Consider the following 19,521-nt stretch of genomic DNA (forward strand, 5'->3'; position numbering starts at 1 on the left):
CCCCATGCTACAAAACAACCCCGAACTCAAAAGTAAGATCGACCAGCTCTGGAATAAATTTTGGAGCGGCGGCATTAGCAATCCGCTCACTGCCATCGAGCAGATCACCTACTTGCTGTTCATGAAGAGACTGGATGAGCTGGATCTCAAGCGCCAGTCCGACGCCGAATGGACGGGTGAGGAGTACACATCAAAGTTTGATGGCGTTTGGGTTCCACCGGAGCGCCGAACTAAGCTTAGTGGTCGTGAAAGCGCGGTGGAGTTAGTTGACATCCTTGCACATGACCGGCGCCACTACGGTATCGACAGGCGTACCCTGCGCTGGAGCGAGTTCACGCGCATGCAGGCTGAAGAGATGCTGCAGCATGTGCAGGGTAAAGTATTTCCCTTTCTCAAAGACCTGAACGGTGCCGAATCCAACTTCACCCACCACATGAAGAACGCGGTCTTCATCATCCCCAAACCCGCCCTGCTGGTGGAAGCGGTGAAGACCATCGACGACCTCTTCGAGGTGATGGAGAAGGACTCGAAGGAGAAAGGCCAGGCCTTCCAGGACATCCAGGGCGATGTCTACGAGTTCCTGTTGTCGGAGATCGCCACCGCCGGCAAGAACGGCCAGTTCCGGACCCCGCGCCACATCATCAAGCTGATGGCCGATCTGGTGCAGCCGCAACTGGGCCACAAGATTGCAGACCCGGCCTGCGGTTCAGGCGGCTTTCTGCTCGGCGCATACCAGTTCATCGTCACCGAACTGGCGAAAAAAGCGGGCGCCCAAGACCTCAAGCCCGATGAAGACGGCTTCACCCGCACCTCGGTGGCCGCTGCGCTCACCGAAAAGGCGCAGGCCATTCTTTCCAGCTCGCTATGGGGCTACGACATCGACCAGACCATGGTGCGCCTGGGGCTCATGAACCTGATGATGCATGGCATCGACGAGCCGCACATCGACTACAAGGACACCCTCAGCAAAAGTTACACCGAGGAAGCCGAATACGACATTGTGATGGCCAACCCGCCCTTTACCGGCAGCATCGATAAGGGTGACATCAACGAGAGCCTCACCCTCGGCACCACAAAGACCGAGCTGCTGTTTGTCGAGAACATCTACCGCCTGCTGAAGAAGGGCGGCACCGCCTGCGTCATTGTTCCACAGGGCGTATTGTTCGGTACCGGCGGTGCCTTCAAGACGCTGCGCCAGATGCTGGTGGAGCGTTGCGACCTTAAGGCCGTGATCACCCTGCCCAGTGGCGTATTCAAACCCTATGCCGGGGTCAGCACCGCCATTCTGCTGTTCACCAAGGTCTGGGGGCCGAAAGACAAGGTGAGCAAACCCGCCACCGAACATGTCTGGTTTTACGAAATGGTCGCTGACGGCTATTCGCTGGACGACAAGCGCAGCAAGCAGAAAACGCCTGATGGAAAGGACAGCTGGGGCGACCTGCAAGACATCATTGGCAAATATCACACCCGCGATGCCGCCACTGACACCGACCGCACCGCCAAATGCTTCGTGGTGCCGCGCAGCGAGATTGCCGACGAGAAGAACAACTACGACCTGTCGCTCTCACGCTACAAGCAGGATGTCTTCGAAGAAGTGCACCACGACGCGCCGGGCGTGATTCTGGATCGGCTTATTCAGGCCGAGGTGGGCGATGTGGATGAAGCGGAACTCGCCAAGGTGCAAAGCGGCATCGTGCGCGAGTTGCTAGAGTTGAAGGGGATGGTGGGATGAGGCAGGAAAGGTTGTCCAAGCTTTTGGATATCTCCATTGGCAGAACACCGTCGAGAAACGAGTCTAGCTATTGGGGCAAGGGGCATCGCTGGGTTTCAATTCGCGATTTGAACTCGAAAGTCGTTACAGAGACAAAAGAGCAAATCACGGATCGAGCTGTCACAGACGCCCGATGCAAAGTCGTCAAGAAGGGGACTTTGCTTTTCAGCTTCAAACTAACCATCGGCAAGATGGCATTTGCTGGTTGTGATCTCTTCACAAACGAAGCGATTGCGGCCTTTGCAATCAAAGATGAGAAAGAACTACACCCAGAATTTCTCTACTACGCATTGCGGTCGGCAACCTATGGCGGTTCAAACCAGGCCGTGATGGGCAAGACACTCAATTCAAAATCACTGGCCGAAATTGAGATACCAGTCCCGCCCCTCGACGACCAAATCCGCATTGCCCATCTGCTAGGCAAAGTCGAAGGTGTGATCGCCCAGCGCAAACAACACCTTCAACAACTTGACGACCTGCTCAAGAGCGTGTTTCTGGGGATCTTTGGCGACCCGGTGCGGAATGAGAAGGGGTGGAAGATCGGCTCCCTCGGTTCATATGGTTCCTTCAAGAATGGCCTTAGCTTCGGCAAGGGCGAGAGTGGCGTAACTGTTCGCTATCTGGGCGTGGGTGATTTCAAATCCAAGGCTGCGTTGGAAGATTTCGCTAGCCTTGGATTCATTGAACTCAATGAACTGCCTGCGGCGGACTATTTCCTCCGTGACGGCGACCTACTCTTTGTTCGATCCAATGGGAACAGAGAGCTGGTAGGCCGCTGCATGGCGGTGTATCCAGGAACGGAGAGAGCCACTTACAGTGGCTTTTGCATTCGGTACCGCATTACTGACGTTTCTCTGCTCGCAATCTACGTTGCTCACCTTTTCCGCTCCGCAGCATTCCGCCGTGTTCTTTTTCAGGGAGGGCAAGGGGCGAACATTCAGAACATCAATCAACAGATTCTTTCCGGCCTACCGATCCCAATTCCCGACGAAGAGCTGCAAAACCAGTTCGCGGTTATCGTCGAAAAGGTCGAAACCCTCAAATCCCGCTTCCAGCAAAGCCTCGCCGATCTCGAAGCCCTCTACGGTGCCCTGAGCCAGCAGGCCTTCAATGGCGAGCTGGATTTGTCGCGGGTGGACTTGCCTGCCGCCCCCATCGAAGGAGAAAGTCCGGTGGCGGCTGCTGTGTCTGCTCCCATCATCAGGCCGGTGTTCGAGCTGCCCGAAACCGATTTACTGCTGCCCGCACTGCAAGACCGCACACAGCTTGCGCCGCTTCTGCGTCTTTGGCTGGAGGCCTATCGCACGCAGTTGGGCGGTGCGGCTTTCTCCCTCGAACGCTTCATCGTCGCCGCGCAAACCCGGCTGGCGGAATTGCACCCGGACAATGATTTCGCACTTGGTGCCAGTGACTACGATGCCATCAAGGCTTGGGTATTTGATGAAATTCAAAATAGAAAGCTTAAACAAACCCGAGACATTATTTTCATTGACGGCAGGCGGCAGTTCGGTAATCAGATTTTGTTGCGTGTCAGGAGGCTCACTCAGCAATGAAGCTGCTACGCCTCAAGATCACCGACCCAAAAGGCTTTCGAAGCCTGCCTTTCGGGTTTGAGCACCATTTCCGCACCGAGTGGAGCTTGCAGGACGAGCTGACGCAAGCGAACGACTTTGCGCCCTTCGTTTGCGCTGGTCCCAATGGCAGCGGCAAGTCCAACTTGCTCGAAGCACTGGCGGCGATTTTCTATCACATGGAGTGTATTTATCTAGAAAATCTTCCCGACAGTTTTCGCCACGATGAAGAGCACAATCCCAAAGGCTTCAGAGGAAGCAAGAGCCTACCTGATGGTTTCGAAATTGAATATTTAACCAAGCCGCAAAAGCTGTTTGAAGTAAGAGGCAGCGGCCATAAGGCAAGAGTTCTCATCCAAAAGGTGCCGGATGAATCGCCAAAATGGTGGCTACTAAACGATGCAGATTCTGGCAAGCCCATTGAGATAAAGCTGGAGCGCACCGAATTGCGTCGATTGCTGCCTGATTTTGTACTGAGTTACTCATCTGGCGAAAACGAAATCCTCAGCTTGCCCTTCTTCAAGATGCGTTTCGTGCAGTTCGACGAGTACTGGAGTGCACTGACCCGGCAACTGAGCTACCCCGGCCACCCGGAGACACGGCTGGCCTATTTGGACAGCGGATTCAGCCAGGCCATCCTGCTGTGCAACCTGCTGTTTCAAGACGAGGCCACACTGCAGCCCTTCCGCGAGGATGTGGGTATCGACGCCTTGAGGGAATTTCGCATCATCCTGCGTCGCCGAATTCCCATCGACGCAGCGCAACTGGAAGCCTTCGATCTTGCTGATGAAGATCGGAAGCGCGAGCGACGAAATCGAATACAGGCGGAAGCTCGAGCACGCGGACTCTCAGAGTCTGAGATCAGCCAATCAATTGATGATTGGGTTCGCCGCGAGATTATCAAAGGCAATCCCGCGCTCTCGGAAACTGATGAGCAAGGAAGTACCCGCTATCGTCTGAACTTGCTGCAGCTGCTGGACGGTGACGAGAAGTCCTCCCTGATGGTGAGCGCCCTCAAGCGCTGTGCCACGCTCCGTTTCATCGACGATGCCAGCGATACGCTGGTGCTCGACTACTGGGTGAATGACTCAACCCGACAGGCATTCCGCGAGAACTTCGATGGTTCGGCGCTGGCGCTGTTCCAGGCGTTTCAGGTGCTGCTGACGCTCAACCTGTATACCGTCAGCGAGGTTCTAAAGACCGATCTCTACACCTCGACCAGCCACTACGTCAACGAGACAGTGCCAACCTTGGCATCCGACCAGCGCATCATGCGCTTCAAGTTCGTTCGCTTCACCAAGCGGGGCGCGGCGCAGCCGATGATGCTCAAGGAATTGTCGGACGGTGAGCATCAGTTATTGCACAGCCTGGGCTTGTGCTTGCTTTTCCGAAACACCAACAGCCTGTTTCTACTTGATGAGCCGGAAACCCATTTCAACCCGCACTGGCGCGCCAGTTTTATTACCCGTTTGCGTCAGTGCTTTTCGGGTATTTTGGATTTTGCGCAAGAGATGCTGATTACCACCCACACGCCTTTCCTAATCTCCGACAGTAAGCCGGATAAGGTGTTGGTATTTGACAAAGACCAATCCAATGGCGTGGTCAGTTTCAGTGAGCCGAAATACAATACATTGGGTGCATCAATTAATAAGATCACGCATGAAACTTTCGATAAGCAAGAAACTATTGGAGATGGTGCTAAAAAATTATTGGCCCTGTTAGTTGCTGATCCCATGGCGAAAACAGATCCTCACGGGCTTGCGCGCAAGATCATGGATACCATTGGCGACTCTGTGGAGCGCACATTGGCCGTGCATGCTTTATTGCAGGGGGCAGGGGCCGACAAGGAGTTGGGCTAATGTTGTTTCCCTATAAGAGGCCTCGTCATCCGATACGTGCCATGCACGGTTTTATCACTTACATCTTTGATAAGGTTTGGTGCCGTGCGCCAAATGAGGAGTACAGTCTTGAGTTGTTTGAGGGCTTTCCAAACCTATATGCAGTCATGGATGAGTTGCATCGGGCGGATTTAGCCGGCGTTGAGAAGGGTGCGGGAGCTTTCTTTTATCGCTACGTCAATAAAATTTTCAAAGAGTTCAAAAGTCTTAGTTCGGAAGAGTTAAGGTTCTACCGAAAAGCCTTCAGGGGCAATAATCATATCCAGGCGCTTTGCGAGGGTAGAAAGGAGCCTGTTCGCTATATTGCGGATACTCAAAGTCCACTGATGAAAACGATAGAGGCTTTCTTCAGTGAGCTATATAGCTGCGGGTTCTTCAGTTTAAAAATAGTTAAGGAGCACATCGGTGCGGACTTAAAAAAACACTACAGTGATTTTACTTCTCTGAACAAAATGCCTTGTTGTCCTTTCTGTGGGCTTTTGCCTATGGATTCCGAATATGATCCGACTCGGGAGGCTTATGATCATTATTTGCCCGCCAGCAAGTATCCATTTAATTCTGTGAATCTAAGGAATCTTGCGCCTTCCTGCTATAAATGTAACTCACAGAATAAGGGCTCAAAGGATCCTTTGCAAGATGAGGCTGGAACTAGATTTAAGGCTTTTTATCCATATTTCTCTGATGGTTACCCAATTAAGGTTGCCATGCATTTCAAGTCAGCTGCAAGGCTCCCGGCAGAGGAGGACGAGATTTGCATCGATCTCAGCTGTACAGGGTATGATGAGGAAATAGGAACCTGGGATCGGCTTTACAAAATACGTAAGCGTTACGTTGCTAAATGTTTGTCATCTTCCGGTGCAAAATATTGGTTGCAGCGGGTGCTAGATGAAAATAAAAATTACAAGCAGGTTTCTCAAGATGCTTTAAGTAAGGAGCTGAAGCAGTTTGAGAGCTTTCCTTGGCATGAAAGTAATTTTCTTAAGAAGGCATTTTTTAACGCTTGCCAAGAAATAGAATTGATTGATGTCCTGGTGCATAATTCTAAAATCGAGTAAAGGGGCAATAATGTTGTAGTTGCGGAATTGTTTTTCTTTGGGTGAAGATTGTTTGGTTTTTCATATGGTGTTGGTGGCATGGTTTCTGAATCCAGAATCGCTGCGGAATCACTATGTTCGATACCGGCTCAATTATTGTCAATCGTTGCTTTAACTGTTTGATACGCAATGTGTATACGAGCCATGGATCCCACCTACCGCAAGGATGTAGTCAAGATTATTGTGTCTTCTCCGGCGTTTACCGTACTTGTCGAGAAAAACGGTGCGAGGCTACCGCAAGTCGGCAAGAGCACTTGTTTGGTATGCAGGCAAAAAGGCAATACCCACAAGCGGAGACCAGGTGACTTGGGAAAATCAAATACTTCTAGGGGCTGGCTGAAGGTTTCTGTCTTGGGGTAGATCAGGACTACATCGCCGTCTCCGTCGAGATAGCTTTGGCCGTAAGCTTGCAGCTGGTAGAAGTCATTTTGATCTAGTCCGTACTTTTCCTTGCTGTTGGCTTTATTGGCGTCGACCAGCTTCCACTTGGTGTCGAGTACCAAACGGTTGGTCTTGAGCGACTGTATCAGCAGATCAGGCTTGAGCTGAAACCAGTCCTGCTCCTTATGTCGGACGAGCCTGAGGCTGCGAGTCTGCAGTCGCAGGCTGAACTCAGAGCAAAGTTGTCGTTTAAGGTGTTTAGCTACAAAAGCTTCAAAAACTGCTTCCATTGGGAAAAGCAGGGATGGCGCCTGGTGCGGACCCGAGCCGGTGAGTGGTGACTCATCCTGAAGAATCAAACGCGCCCAGGCCAATGCTGCACCGTAATGTGCCATGCTGCGATCTGGTCGTGACTGCGCAAAATCCGCATTGATCTGATCAGATGCAGGAATGCCGTTGAACATGAAGCATAGTTCTCGTGCCAGTTGCTGGTTTGCCTGGGAGGCCGTCCACGATAATGCTCGCCTGAGTGCGGCGTGTAGCAAGCGATTTTCAGGTCGGTTGAGGGAATACTCATCGTATTCGGTATAAAAACGGTCGCGGCGGCATAGATTGAGGCGCAGGTGCTGTGCCATTTGCAGCTTGCCGCGCAGAGCAAACAGGTTGCCTTGCTCTGTAAGGTAATCGCTGCGCGGGCCTCGCTTGATGGTGTGATCCACCGCCCGCAAGAACTCTCCAATGAATACCTCCAGCAGAGGCATGCGGCGAGCGAGCAATTGGGCGCTGCTGGTTTGTATGTGACGGAAACAGCCAAGGCAGCACAGCATCTCGATTAGTAGATGCCGTGCCTCTTCTTCGCCATTTGTCTTGCCTAGCTTGGGCAGCACTTCAATCTGGAAACCGTTGGGGCAGCGAATCACCCCAACAAAGCTGTTCACCTGAATGGCCTTGCGGCCGTGCCGATGGGTAAGACGCAGCCACGATCCTTGACCTGCTTCGGAGCTGCGCAATGCCTGTGTCTCCAGCCAGGCGAAAACTTCTGCAGAAACCTGACGCTGGCCGACCACATTGCTTGAGCCGGGTGATGAAGTCGTCAGAGTGTCAAACTCGAAGATTGATATGCCCGCCATTTCCGTACCTGTTAATTAAGTCGAGGCCTGGTAAATGCCGAGATAAGCGGCAGGGTCGGTATATGCCGAGAGCTGCGCTTGGTAACGACGTTTGGTGGTGTAGCTATCAAGGCCGTGATCGTTGCCGAAAAGTCTGCTCAGATCCTGTTCGTGCGAATCGCTTTCTATAATGAACTGGGCCGTATCAGGCTTCTGGTTGTCACCGAGCACTAGCCGAATTTTGCGCCAGTCTTCAAAAAAGTACTCCTCTAGCAAGGGGACGATACGCTTCTGAAAAATTTCAGCCAATTTGGCGAAGCGGGCTGCTCCATCGGCCACATTGGTCAATGAGGTGAAATACGCATGACCTATGCAGTGGTCGCGATCGTAAAGCGCCTCAATGCGTTCATTGATGCGTTCCAGCATCAAGCGCACATCGATGGTGGTGGTTTCCGTGCTAACCAGTAGCCCAGCCAAGGGGGCGCTGTGTGGATCACTGGGATCTTTTTCGGCCCGAGTGTCAGGATGTAGCGGTACGAAATCGAAGCGGCGCCGCAGAGCAGTATCGAGCAAGGCCAGCGAACGATCAGCGGTGTTCATTGTGCCAATGATGTCAACGTTCGCAGGTACGGAAAATGGCTTTCCGGAGTATGCAAGGATGACTTCGGTCGGAGGAGGGGAGCCGTCAAGCTGGTCGCGTTTATCCGCTTCAATCAGCGTGATCAGCTCACCGAAAATCTTGCTGATGTTGCCTCGGTTGATCTCATCAATGACCATCGCGAAGCGCTTGTCCGGGGTATTGCGTGCGCGACGGCAGAGCTCCTTGAAAGCACCGTCCTTGATCCTGTAGGCCACCTGGCTTGCTTCGGCATCGTCCTCTTTGGCTTCGTCGGCCAAGACTGGGCGCAACCCCTCAACAAATTCTTCGTAACCGTAGGATTGGTGGAAGGTAACGAAGCTGTAGCGTTGAACGGAGTCGCTAGCTTCTGGGCCCTGCTTGATCTTGTCGACAAGTGCAAAGAGATCCGAGCATGCCTCCTGCCAATCCCCCGCAAACTGCCAAACCGAGCTCGCCGACTTTTCAAAAACGGCTGATCCAAGGCGGAGCTTCGTATTGACCGTTGTTGACTCAGGAATTGTGTGGTGTTGAAGAGTTCCCCAGAGGGTTTGCTTGATTCCGCTGCTGCGCCCTTTAGCATCTGCAATGGCTTGGATGAACGGATGCTCGGCCAGCTCAGGTACTTTGGCTGTACCGCCTAAGTCATACAGTGCAGCGGCTGCGCCTTCCCACCAAGTCAGTGAAGCAATCTTTTCAGCAATAATCTGGCTGCGCCATTCCTCTGTGCTAATTGAGGTTACCTGCTCCTGATAGTCGCGCTTTAGCAACTGCATCAGCGTGTAGGTTTTTCCTGTACCAGGTGGCCCGTAGTAGAGACGGTTGAAGCAGGCCGCAACCGGTTTACTGGCAACATGTTGTACCTGAGGGGTAGGGGGCAATGTCATGGTGATGGGGGGGGTGACATCTTCGATGGGCTCGCCAGCCAATGCCGCCAGTTCAGCCAAATCTGTTCCAAAGAAGGGCTTGAGCAAAGCGTTCTCGAACTCTGGTAAGTCGTGAGCAGGCACTTTCCTGAAGGTTGAGCGGTAGTTGGGTGACCAGCCTTTCTGGCCGCCTTGGTAGCCACCGGTCTTGATGCCCGGCTTCAACATCCTATAGCGGCGCTGCAGCCAACCATCCCCTTTCAAGCACGGTGCGGGGGCAGAGATGAATTGCCCGACCAGCTGAAGCCGCTCATTGCCGTGGCACAAGTAGAACAAGCTTCCAACTGGAGCCTCCTGGAAACTGTCGCCCTGGCCTTTGGCGGTTTCACTGTGCATCACCCCCAGTTCGCTTTGTAGGTATTGCTTGCGCTCCTCTGAGGAAAAGTCGTCTGACCCGTGCGATAGCTTCCAGATCTCTACGCTTTTCTGGCTCCATGCATCCCATATCCGTCGTCCGAACTCCAGAATACCCAGGCCTTCGGGGCGCTTGCTAAGCGTTGCTGCCTGCAACATGCCCATGCTCTGGCTTGCATTGCTGCCGACGAATACCGCCAGCGGTGCCCGCTTGAAAATGTCCACGATCAGAGGGGCCTGACGGTTTTGGTAGTGAAAAGCAATTTTCCACTTGAAGGCCTCGCCCAACAGCGCGAAGGACTCGATAGCCCCCAGGTCCCCCTTTGCGGCCCAGTCGGCGACCTGCTCCACGTAGCTGCGGACTTTCTCGAAGGCGGCCTCTGCCGATGTTCCTAGCGATGTGTACCAGCCGTGCGTTTCCGAATAGGAAAGCTTGGAGTCCGAGGTCTTGTCTTCGGTGTCTTTGCGGGAGAAGACGCCAAACTTGAATGCCGAGCCGCCCCAAATGCTGCCAAGCTCATCGAGCCGCGACTCAAGCCAGTAGGTGAAGCTGTCTTTTGAGCCTGCCTGGTTGTATTCGTCCAGCGTCATGCTGGCCAGCCGAGAAGCCGGCCACACAGAAAGGAACTCATCCCACAGGGCGTATTCTTTTGGGAAGTCATTCATCGTGTTCTAGCCTTACGTGTCCTTTGGTTTGGCTTGCTTGCAAGGAGCGTGTTGTCGATCATTTCTAAATGAAGCCCCAGAGCGTGAGATCCGAATGAGTCATGTTGTTGCTCAAGTATCACAGCGGTGCTCCGTGGTTTGGAATCTATGGAGCGTATCACTCGTGCTCCTTTGCCACTCGGGGGGGGGGGGCGAAGCGGTCACAGGCCAAGCTGCCGCTGCGATCAATCAAATAGCTAACTCAGCGGCATGGACCATAACGAGTTACACCACGTCGTGAGCCGTAATCCATTTTTCACTATGCTGTAGGAAATTTCCTCTTTTTTGATAGGCTTTTGCCATCAGTCGAGAGGAAAAGGATATGCCCGTCGTCATCGTTGAAAACGATACATCACAGTGGGAAGACGAGACAGGCGCTGTCTATCACTTCCCCAAGCGCTACCAAGCCTGGCTCGCGCAGGGAACCGAGGTGATCTACTACAAAGGGCGCATCAAGGACAAAGCCTTTGCTTCCGTCCGCCTCAGCGCCGATCCGCATTATTTTGGTAAGGCACGTATAGGTCAGGTCTACGCTGACCGCAGGAGCGATAAGGGTGATCTGTTTGCTCTGATCGAAAACTTCACGCCGTTTGAAGACGCTGTCCCCTCGAAAATTGACGGCGAGTACCTGGAGACTATCCCCGCCAGCCGTATGAGTAACTACTGGCGTGATGGCGTTCGGCCAATTTCTCAATCCGATTACGATGCCATCTTAAGCCATGCGAAGCTCCTGCCTTCGGAGGTCGACGCGGCTGTACCGGATACGGAAGGCGACCCACTTACCTTTGAATCGGCCAGTGAAGGCAGCAAAACAAGCTACTTTGGAACCCGTTACGAGCGCCGGAAAGATTTGAGGGTGAAGGCCATCGCCATCCACGGGCTTGACTGCAAGGCATGCGGGTTTGATTTCGAACAGGCATACGGCGAACACGCGAAGGGCTTCATTCACGTTCATCACGTAGTACCGATTTCGGACTTTGGTGGGGAGAAGGCCGTGAACCCTGAGACAGACCTCGTGACGTTGTGCGCCAACTGTCACGCGGTTGTCCATCGCAAGAGAGATAAGACTCTGAGTGTTGACGAGTTGAAAGGAATGTTGCGCGGCCGATGGGTAATCGAGTCCCAGTAGACAGCTAAGCGCACGCTAGCTTTACCTGGCTGTGAAGGTGGGGCAGCTGGAGCGCCTTCAAAACGGGGATGGATTTAGGTTCTGAAGGCATCCAGCGAGGGAAGGGCAATTCAGCGCATCATGCCCAGTTCGGCATCATCCATCAGGGCTTTTGCCAAAGCGCAGAGGTAATGCGACGCCCAGATGAGCTGGGGTTTGTCTTCCATCAAGCCGTCTAGGGTCATATCCCGTGCGTAGCCCATAAGCTCCGAGGCTTGTTCTCGGGCGCTCTGGCAGGGGATGCCTGCTTCGATGCGGAACAGCGGATGGGTCTGGTTTTCACCTTGGTAGAAGGTGGTTTTGCCGACGGTGAATTTGGTTTCTTCTGTGGTCATTGTTCAATCTCCCCGAAATCTCTCGTGCCTGGTCTGGCCTCATCGCCGGCAAGCCAGCTTGCTCCCACAGGTACTGCATAGGCCTCGAGATCTGAGGCGCAGCTCAGATCTATGTGGGAGCCCGGCTTGCCGGCTGTAGGGCCGGACCAAGCGACACATCAATGAAGCCTCAGTGCACAGTCCGAGGCTCAGTAGGCATCTGCACCTGGACTATTGCGGACTCAAGCAAAGCTCGCAGCGTCTCCAGCTCATGCATCGAGGCCATCATCAGAATCGACGCGGGCGACTTGGGCTGAAGCAGCATTGCCTGATGCACGACGGTCGCCGCGCACAGCGCGTAATCCGTGGCTTGGATCAGGGTGTCTTCAAGGGATAGAACATTGTGGGGTGGATCAGGGACTATCTTCAGCATAAACCCTCTCAGTGCCTTAAAGGGCTGCCGCAGATCCGCTGTCAAACGGAAGGGTGGCAGCTGTTTGTGGGTTGACAGACCGGGGGCACTGAGAATCCCGGCGCACACAGAGGTGCCCCACGCACAGCTGCCATAACTGGCATTGCACATGCTCTCAGTGAACCACGGCCTGTCAAAACCGTGCCGCCAATTGGTAGCGGCAGGTCGAGACTATGGTTCACGATTTCCACGTGCAACGAAAATCAGGCGCAGGGAGTATCTTTGGGAAATAGCCTACATGGAAGGGGTTAATTCTGACTTTTTTGCCCGTTCATCCTCACAGCATGCAACGCTAGCTGCTCGGTTTAAGGTTCAAAGATCTCAAAATACTTGTCACCCATTTATCCCAGTATTCAGTCGTGTCGCAATGATATCAAAGGGGAGGCATGGACTTCCGCCAACCAGCCCTTGAAACGGACACGCTCGCATCCGGGCCCTCGTCCGCTGGGTGAAACCACTCCCTACCTCGAACCCTACCTCTTCGACCATGTCATCCTTTGGGGGGAGAAAAGCGATACGAGCAAAGCCAAAATGCGGCTGGTCTCTTTCCGTCATATGGCTACTAGCCGTCATCTCCGTGAGGCTATTTCTAAGCTGTACTCAGTTGATTGGCTATACAGCGGTGTTGATCAGATCGCCCAGGAGATCTGCCCAAACCGCTGGTCAGCTGTTGCACCGCCATCCAGCCCAAGTGGAACGCCAAGTAAGTACGTTGTTCCAAACACGAAGAGCTACCAAGCGCCTTTCTAGTTTTGTGGCGGAAGCCCAGCCCACCCGTCCCGCATCCCGGCGAACACGTTCAAGCTTGGGCATACAAGGCGCACCATGCGATCCGCCTTGCGCCTGAATTTGAGGTTTTCGTCCTCTGTCCACACGTAGGCTTTGAGCCAGATCGTCATGGAACCGACCTGAAACCTCAGGGCACTCTCGCCATCCAGAATCTTCAGCGCCCGCTTGACCTTTTCGTCCCGTTCAAAAACGGTCGCTACCAGCCCGACCCGATAATCCAGCCCGTCATCCTGCTGCTGTTTCACCGAGCGGAAGTCGGCATCCGAGAAGCGATAGTAGCCCCCTCGCTCCAGCTCCAGCTCCGTCTTTATCTCATCATCCTGGTAGCTGTACGGGTGGCTATGATAATCGCCGAGGAACGTGACCTCCGGGAAGAACGTATCGATGAAGCTTTGTTTGATTTCCTGCGGCGCATCGCCGTAGGAAATCGACCCTTGGTCTCGGGTGACAGAGGTGCAAGTGTCTGCCCAAACCACGCGATACATGGTTTGCGCGCCTATGGATTTCTGAGCGTAACCCCATAGGTGTCCGTAGGTTTCAACCCGCGCTGCGAAGTCGCCGTTTTCGAGCAGATGCTCGACTTTGTATGCCTCCAGCGCAGAGGTGACGATGCTGAAGAATGCTTGTTCGGATATCGATACTACTGAGTTGACCATGGGTAGCCTGGGGTTAGTCTATCGTCTGTTGGAGCGCCTCTCGGCGCGGCGTTACTGTGGATCCGTCATCAACCGTGCCGAGGCCGCGATGGTTGGATCATCCGGCAGATTGCCAAGGAGTATCTGGTCCAGAAGAAATCGCCGTGCTGCGCGTGAGCCGGTACTGACGCTGCTCGGGTGCTGAATGCGATAGCACTGTATTGAGTCATGCAGGCGGAAGCGCCACAGCTGTTTAACCGGAATGCCTTGCGTACGGTAATCACCGAGGTCGCTGCAAACACTGAGTTCGCCTTTGTGCGGGAAGAATTGCTGCCTGATGTGGGCACTGCTCGCGCCGTTGGCAAACACGATTATGTCAGGACGAAGTAGGGTGATTTGCGCCTCGAGCAGGCGCTTGGATACCTTCGCGAGGTCTTCGAAATGTCGCCAGCGCATGGGTGACCCTTTCTGCCATGCGAAGCTGAAGAGGTTGGCCCAAGCGATACCTACGGATTGATCGGGCTGGTGGAGTTTGCGGAGAAAATTGAAGAAGCTGGCCCCTCGGTCGGCTTTGTCCTGGATGTACTTTGCCAAGTGGCGTTGCTGGATTGCCATGGCGCGTTGGATGTACTCGTCCAGATCAATGAAGGGTTTATCGGCGGTCAAAACATCCCAACGACGCGTTTCTCGGCCCACAACCATGATACGTTTTGCCGCCTGCTCAAACTCCGGCGACGTACCAGGCAGAAACAAGCCTGAAAGGTGCTTGAAATCCGCTTCGTGCTCGCGGCTGCGGTCCAGCCAATGCAGCGGTAGGCCTGATAACGCTTGGCGGTACGCGCTCATCAATTGTTGCTGCTTGCTTTCCATCGCTTGTTTTTCCAGGGCTGCATCTTTCGGCCGAATGTTGTCGGTGGGGAAGGTTTGCAAATTGGTGGGGTAGTGTCAATTTGATGTCGCGCGATGAAAATGGAACGTACCCAAGATGACTATCGAAGCTTTTGCCCCTTTCCAGCGCTTTGCCGCTGACCTGCTGAAGTACCTACCGGCCGACCAGCCAGATGGCTCCCACGACCTGTCCCACATCCATCGCGTATGGGTCAACGCGCAACGGATACAGCGCGTAGAAGGCGGCGACCTGGAAGTGCTGCTTGCAGCGACGGTGCTGCATGACTGTGTCGCAGTAGAAAAGAACTCGCCCTTGCGTGGGCAGGCGTCAACGCTATCCGCACAAAGGGCGGCGTCGATCCTGGCTGATATGGGCTGGCCATTGCAGCGCATCGAACAGGTGGCGCATGCAGTCAAAACCCACAGCTACTCGGCTGGCTTCGAACCACTCACCCTTGAGGCCAGGATTCTTCAGGACAGTGATCGCCTGGACGCCATAGGTGCAGTGGGTATCGCCCGGTGTTTTTACGTTTCCGGGCGAATGGGGTCGGCGCTGTACGATTTCGAGAACCCCACTGCATGGGGGAGGGAGTATCAGGACAAGGCGTATACGGTCGAGCACTTTCATACCAAGCTGCTCAAGCTTGCGTCAGGCTTTAAAACTGCTGAAGGGGCTCGGCTGGCTGCTGAGCGCCATGCTCGGCTTGAAGTGTTTCTTGCGGATTTCATGGATGAGATCGGGGCCAGCGGTGCAGGCTGAAGCGCGTGAACCCCAAACCCTTTAACAGTCAAGAACGCGATTGGTCTGTGGCTGTTTTTCCGCCGATTTTTCTTCACTGTGCAGCTGCCGGATGGATTACCGGTGACCGTGCCAGGGAATACAGGCTCAGAAGCCCCCGCAAGCCGATCCGATTGGATATTGAAAAGGGGGAGATTTCTGGAACCGTTGACGATATGGTTGATTCTTTTCAAGGACGGATCATGGCCACTTACAGCGTGAACCACTCACAGAAGCACCTCGCTGTACTGATTGATGCCGACAATGCCCCGGCCGCCATCGTTGAGGGGCTGTTCGAGGAAATTGCCAAGTACGGTGTGGCGAGCGTGAAACGTATCTATGGCGACTGGACCGGCCCCCAACTGGGTGGCTGGAAAAAGGTTCTTCTCGATTACTCCATTCAACCCATACAGCAATTCGCCTACACAAAAGGGAAGAACGCAACCGACAGCTCGTTGATCATCGATGCGATGGACCTGCTCTACACCCGGCGCTTTGATGGTTTTTGCCTGGTTTCGAGCGACAGCGACTTCACTCGGCTAGCTTCGCGCATGCGTGAGGAAGGTCTGACTGTTTATGGGTTTGGGGAGGAAAAAACACCGAAACCATTCGTGGCTGCCTGCGACAAGTTTATCTACACCGAGCTTTTGCGGGAGGAGGTTTTGCCTTCTGCCAGCGAGGAAGTGGCAGGGGAGGTTGATGCTACTGCAGGGACCGGTAAGCCGAACACAGAAGTAGTCGCTCGTAAAAAGCCCAAAGCTCCAGTTAGCTTTATCAGCAAGATTCTGGACGATCTCGCTGACGAGGAGGGCTGGGCGAACCTGGGGGCGTTGGGCGCCAACATGACCAAGCTTCGACCTGAGTTCGATTCGCGCACGCATGGTTTCAAGAAGCTGAGCGATTTGATCAAGGGCCATCCACATGTATTCGAGTTGCAGGCACGGCCGGTTTCCGGGGGCACGGCTGCGCTTTACGTTCGCCACAAAATCTCCCGTTAGGTTCGGGCTGATGTGCAAGAAGAAATGCCGTACAGCCCTGATCGTGCTCGGCTCAGAGTGACGGCGCTACATACACAACCCGGTTTCGTCCATTCTGCTTGGCGTCATAAAGCCCCTTGTCAGCGCGCTCCAGTGCGTCATCCAGCGTTTCACCCTTGGCAAACAGGGTGCACCCTACGCTCACGCTCACCTTCAGTTGACCACCGGGCAATTGCATCGGTCCGGCACCCACCTGTTCGCGAATCCGCTCAGCAATCCGCGTCAGCTCTTCGCTGTCCTTAACCTGCAAAATAGCGACGAACTCCTCACCCCCATGGCGCACCAGCAGGTCATCAGGGCGAAGTGCTGCACGCAGGCGCCGGGCAGACTCGCAGAGCACCTTGTCGCCGCCGCCATGGCCGTACTTGTCATTGATGGCCTTGAAGTGATCCAGGTCGGCATAAACCGCACCCAGTTGTAAGCCGTTCACCTCTGCCAATCGCCGTTCATGGTCTTCAAACGCCGTCAGCGCGCCGCGGTTCCACAGTTGCGTCAAAGGGTCGAGCAGGGCCTTGCGCTGCTCGCGATCCATTTCAAGCCGCAGATCGCGGTTCACCTGTGCCAAGGTGCGCAGCTGCAGATACCCCTCGGCGAGTGTGGCCAGGTCCCTGAAGTTCGCTTGCTGAGCCTCGCTGAGCACGCGGGGGCGCGGGTCGAACATGCACAGCGTACCGATGGCTTTACCGTTCCCGGCGCGCAGGGGGTGGCCGGCGTAGAAGCGGATATAGGGCGCGTTCAGCACGAGCGGGTTATCGACGAATCGCCCGTCGCACGTGGCGTCGGGCACCATCAGGGTATCCTCGCCGAGAATGGCGTAGCCGCAGAAGGAAATACTGCGCGTCGTCTCGCTTGCCTCAAGCCCTATGCGGGCCTTGAACCACTGTCGGTCCTGGTCGATGAGGCTGATAAGCACAGTATCCACATGAGCCAGGTCCTGGGTGAGCCGCACCAGGGTATCGAGGTAAAGCTCGGCTGGCGTATCGACCAGGTTCATGTCATCGAGCGTGCGCTGGCGAAGCGCTTCGTCAGCGGGAAAAGGGCAAGCGGGCATCCTTGGTTCTCCAGTCCTTGGTTAGTTGCTTCTGCACCTGACGGGTGCATGTACTCTATCTGTCAAAGCAAGCACAGCATAGGTGATGGCGAGAAGCCATGGGTTACAGGATTGGCCGGGCATTTCTTGCCGAGTGTGTGATTTCTTCCGCTCAAGCTTCGTCAAGAATGCTACCCCTTAGCCGTCGTCTTGGGGACTGATACAGGGCCTTCCATGCAAACGCTGTTGAACGAGATTCTCGAAGAAGTACGTCCCTTGATCGGCAAGGGCAAAGTGGCTGACTACATTCCTGCGCTGGCCGATGTGCCGGCGAACCAGCTGGGTATCGCAGTCTATGGCAACGATGGCAGTTATTACTGCGCAGGCGACGCGCTGGTGCCGTTCTCGGTGCAGAGTATTTCCAAGGTGTTCAGCCTGGTACAGGCGATTGGGCACTCCGGGGAAGCCATTTGGCAGCGGCTTGGCCATGAGCCATCCGGCCAGCCGTTCAACTCGCTGGTGCAGCTGGAGTTCGAGCGTGGTCGGCCGCGCAACCCGTTTATCAATGCGGGTGCGTTGGTGATCTGCGATATCAACCAGTCGCGCTTTGCGGCGCCCACGTTGTCGATGCGCGATTTCGTTCGGCGGCTATCGGGCAATCCGCACATTTCCATTGATGCCCGCGTTGCCGATTCGGAGTATCAGTTCCGCGCGCGCAACGCGGCCATGGCTTACCTGATGCAGTCGTTCGGTAACTTCCATAACGAGGTGGAGACGGTGCTGCGTAGCTATTTCAGTTACTGCGCGCTGCAGATGAACTGCCTTGATCTGGCTAGGGCATTCTGCTTCCTGGCTAACGATGGGTTCTGCAAGCACAGCGGTGAGCAGATTCTGACCCGGCGCCAGACCCAGCAGGTGAACTCGATCATGGCTACCAGCGGGCTGTATGACGAAGCAGGGAATTTCGCCTATCGGGTGGGGTTGCCGGGCAAGAGCGGCGTGGGGGGCGGGATTGTGGCGATCGTGCCGGGGCAGTTCACCGTGTGTGTGTGGTCGCCAGAGTTGAATGCTGCGGGTAACTCCCTGGCTGGGATGGCGGCGCTTGAGTTGCTCAGTTCACGGATTGGGTGGTCGGTGTTCTGATCGGCGGGCTCGGTGGCTGAGGTAGGCCCGGTTGATACCTCAGCTCGTCGGGTCCTGCCCCAACACCTTGGCCAGGGCCACCCGGGCATCTTCAAGCTGTACCAGTGAAGCATGCCGTGCCCCCAGCGCGTCGCCGTTCTGGATAGCGGTCAGAATCGCCTTGTGCCGGGGCAGGGCGAGTTCGTCGAAATTCGCCCGCTGGTTGGAGTAGCGCACCGACTCGCGCAGCGCCATCGACAGCATGTTGCACAGGTAGGCCAGCAGGTCGTTGTGGGTGGCGTCGGCGATGCGGGCGTGGAAGTCCAGGTCGGGTTGCAGGCGTTCTTCGTGGTTGCGTGCGGCTTCCATGCGCTGGTAGGCCTCGGCGATCGAATCGACGTCGTCGGCGCTGGCGTTGGTGGCGGCCAGTGCGGCGGCGGCGGGTTCGATGACCCAGCGTACGCTGCTCAGCATGTTGAAGAATTCTTGCTGTGGCGTGGCCTGCATCAGCCAGTGCAGTACGTCCGGGTCGAGCATGTGCCAGTCATGGCGCGGCCGAACCAGGGTACCCACCCGCGGGCGGGCCTCGACCAGGCCCTTGGCAGTCAGGGCGCGCATCGCCTCACGGAACACCGGCCGGCTGATCGCGTAGGCTTCGCACAGGCTGGCCTCGGAGGGCAGCTTCTGCCCGGGTGCGAGTTGGCCGGATACGATCTGTACGCCAAGGTCCTGGACCAGGGTGGCGTGCATGCTCTTGCGCGTAGTGGGTTGGCGGTAGTTCATGTGGGGCGGGGCGGATCCTTCGGGCGGGGGCAGCATCATAGCATTAGCGCGTTGACGCGGTGCATGGCACCGGCTGCGCC

16 protein-coding genes are annotated in these 19,521 nt (G+C 55.2%); 8 read left to right on the top strand and 8 right to left on the bottom strand.

The genetic code is table 11. From position 1 onward, the window contains the following. Positions 1-4 precede the first annotated feature (4 nt). The 4 genes from M2S36_RS08070 to M2S36_RS08085 are packed head-to-tail and all read left to right on the top strand — an operon-like array spanning position 5 to position 6,295. Positions 5-1,732 carry a type I restriction-modification system subunit M gene (locus tag M2S36_RS08070; protein ID WP_333956959.1) on the top strand — a complete coding sequence of 576 codons (1,728 nt, stop codon included), beginning with the start codon at positions 5-7 and terminating at the stop codon, positions 1,730-1,732. An 11-nt stretch (positions 1,733-1,743) separates the two neighbouring features. Next, positions 1,744-3,324 (top strand): restriction endonuclease subunit S, encoded by a 1,581-nt coding sequence (locus M2S36_RS08075; protein ID WP_333956961.1) that lies wholly within the window; start codon positions 1,744-1,746, stop codon positions 3,322-3,324. Further along, positions 3,321-5,201, top strand: coding sequence for a restriction system-associated AAA family ATPase (locus M2S36_RS08080; protein ID WP_333956962.1), 1,881 nt, complete (start codon positions 3,321-3,323; stop codon positions 5,199-5,201). Before M2S36_RS08075 ends, M2S36_RS08080 begins: the two co-directional genes overlap by 4 nt. Continuing rightward, on the top strand, positions 5,201-6,295 hold the full coding sequence (locus M2S36_RS08085) for a hypothetical protein (RefSeq protein ID WP_333956963.1): 1,095 nt from the start codon (positions 5,201-5,203) through the stop codon (positions 6,293-6,295). The genes M2S36_RS08080 and M2S36_RS08085 overlap by 1 nt, the downstream gene beginning before the upstream one ends. 194 nt (positions 6,296-6,489) lie before the next feature. Here the strand turns inward: M2S36_RS08085 and M2S36_RS08090 are convergent, their stop codons facing one another. Continuing rightward, on the bottom strand, positions 6,490-7,845 hold the full coding sequence (locus M2S36_RS08090; protein ID WP_333956964.1) for an McrC family protein: 1,356 nt from the start codon (positions 7,843-7,845) through the stop codon (positions 6,490-6,492). Positions 7,846-7,860: 15 nt separating this feature from the next. Continuing rightward, complete coding sequence (locus M2S36_RS08095) at positions 7,861-10,386, bottom strand: AAA family ATPase (RefSeq protein ID WP_333956965.1); 2,526 nt, start codon at positions 10,384-10,386, stop codon at positions 7,861-7,863. A gap of 361 nt (positions 10,387-10,747) precedes the next feature. Here M2S36_RS08095 and M2S36_RS08100 point away from each other — a divergent pair, with 361 nt between their 5' ends. Continuing rightward, positions 10,748-11,554, top strand: a complete 807-nt coding sequence (locus tag M2S36_RS08100) for an HNH endonuclease (RefSeq protein WP_333956966.1) — start codon at positions 10,748-10,750, stop codon at positions 11,552-11,554. 110 nt (positions 11,555-11,664) lie between these two features. Here M2S36_RS08100 and M2S36_RS08105 read toward each other — a convergent pair whose 3' ends face one another. The 4 genes from M2S36_RS08105 to M2S36_RS08120 all read right to left on the bottom strand — a co-directional run bounded on the left by M2S36_RS08105 (position 11,665) and on the right by M2S36_RS08120 (position 14,673). After that, positions 11,665-11,928: a DUF3077 domain-containing protein gene (locus tag M2S36_RS08105; protein WP_003256566.1), complete on the bottom strand. Its 264-nt coding sequence runs from the start codon at positions 11,926-11,928 to the stop codon at positions 11,665-11,667. 169 nt (positions 11,929-12,097) lie between these two features. Beyond that, complete coding sequence (locus M2S36_RS08110; RefSeq protein WP_003256565.1) at positions 12,098-12,340, bottom strand: hypothetical protein; 243 nt, start codon at positions 12,338-12,340, stop codon at positions 12,098-12,100. 785 nt (positions 12,341-13,125) lie between these two features. Beyond that, positions 13,126-13,824: a hypothetical protein gene (locus M2S36_RS08115; protein ID WP_135001986.1), complete on the bottom strand. Its 699-nt coding sequence runs from the start codon at positions 13,822-13,824 to the stop codon at positions 13,126-13,128. 51 nt (positions 13,825-13,875) lie between these two features. Next, the gene (locus M2S36_RS08120; RefSeq protein ID WP_333956967.1) at positions 13,876-14,673 is read right to left on the bottom strand and encodes a hypothetical protein; all 798 of its coding nucleotides are present in this window, start codon (positions 14,671-14,673) and stop codon (positions 13,876-13,878) included. Between the two features lie 115 nt (positions 14,674-14,788). On the opposite strand from M2S36_RS08120, the gene M2S36_RS08125 reads away from it, so the two are divergent. Further along, a complete protein-coding gene (locus M2S36_RS08125; RefSeq protein ID WP_087500116.1) occupies positions 14,789-15,451 on the top strand; it encodes an HD domain-containing protein in 663 nt (220 codons plus the stop codon). A 221-nt stretch (positions 15,452-15,672) separates the two neighbouring features. Then, positions 15,673-16,467, top strand: coding sequence for an NYN domain-containing protein (locus M2S36_RS08130; RefSeq protein WP_241105684.1), 795 nt, complete (start codon positions 15,673-15,675; stop codon positions 16,465-16,467). A 52-nt stretch (positions 16,468-16,519) separates the two neighbouring features. On the opposite strand, the gene M2S36_RS08135 is transcribed toward M2S36_RS08130, so the two are convergent. Next, the gene (locus M2S36_RS08135) at positions 16,520-17,557 is read right to left on the bottom strand and encodes a sensor domain-containing diguanylate cyclase (RefSeq protein WP_233686844.1); all 1,038 of its coding nucleotides are present in this window, start codon (positions 17,555-17,557) and stop codon (positions 16,520-16,522) included. A 213-nt stretch (positions 17,558-17,770) separates the two neighbouring features. Between M2S36_RS08135 and glsB the strand changes: the two genes are divergently transcribed. Next, positions 17,771-18,679, top strand: coding sequence for a glutaminase B (gene glsB / locus M2S36_RS08140; protein ID WP_013972011.1), 909 nt, complete (start codon positions 17,771-17,773; stop codon positions 18,677-18,679). A 39-nt stretch (positions 18,680-18,718) separates the two neighbouring features. Here the strand turns inward: glsB and M2S36_RS08145 are convergent, their stop codons facing one another. Continuing rightward, on the bottom strand, positions 18,719-19,441 hold the full coding sequence (locus M2S36_RS08145) for a FadR/GntR family transcriptional regulator (RefSeq protein WP_135001983.1): 723 nt from the start codon (positions 19,439-19,441) through the stop codon (positions 18,719-18,721). Positions 19,442-19,521: the final 80 nt, after the last annotated feature.

The sequence above is a fragment of the Pseudomonas sp. SF2 genome, assembly GCF_036858055.1.
Taxonomy (GTDB): Bacteria; Pseudomonadota; Gammaproteobacteria; order Pseudomonadales; family Pseudomonadaceae; genus Aquipseudomonas.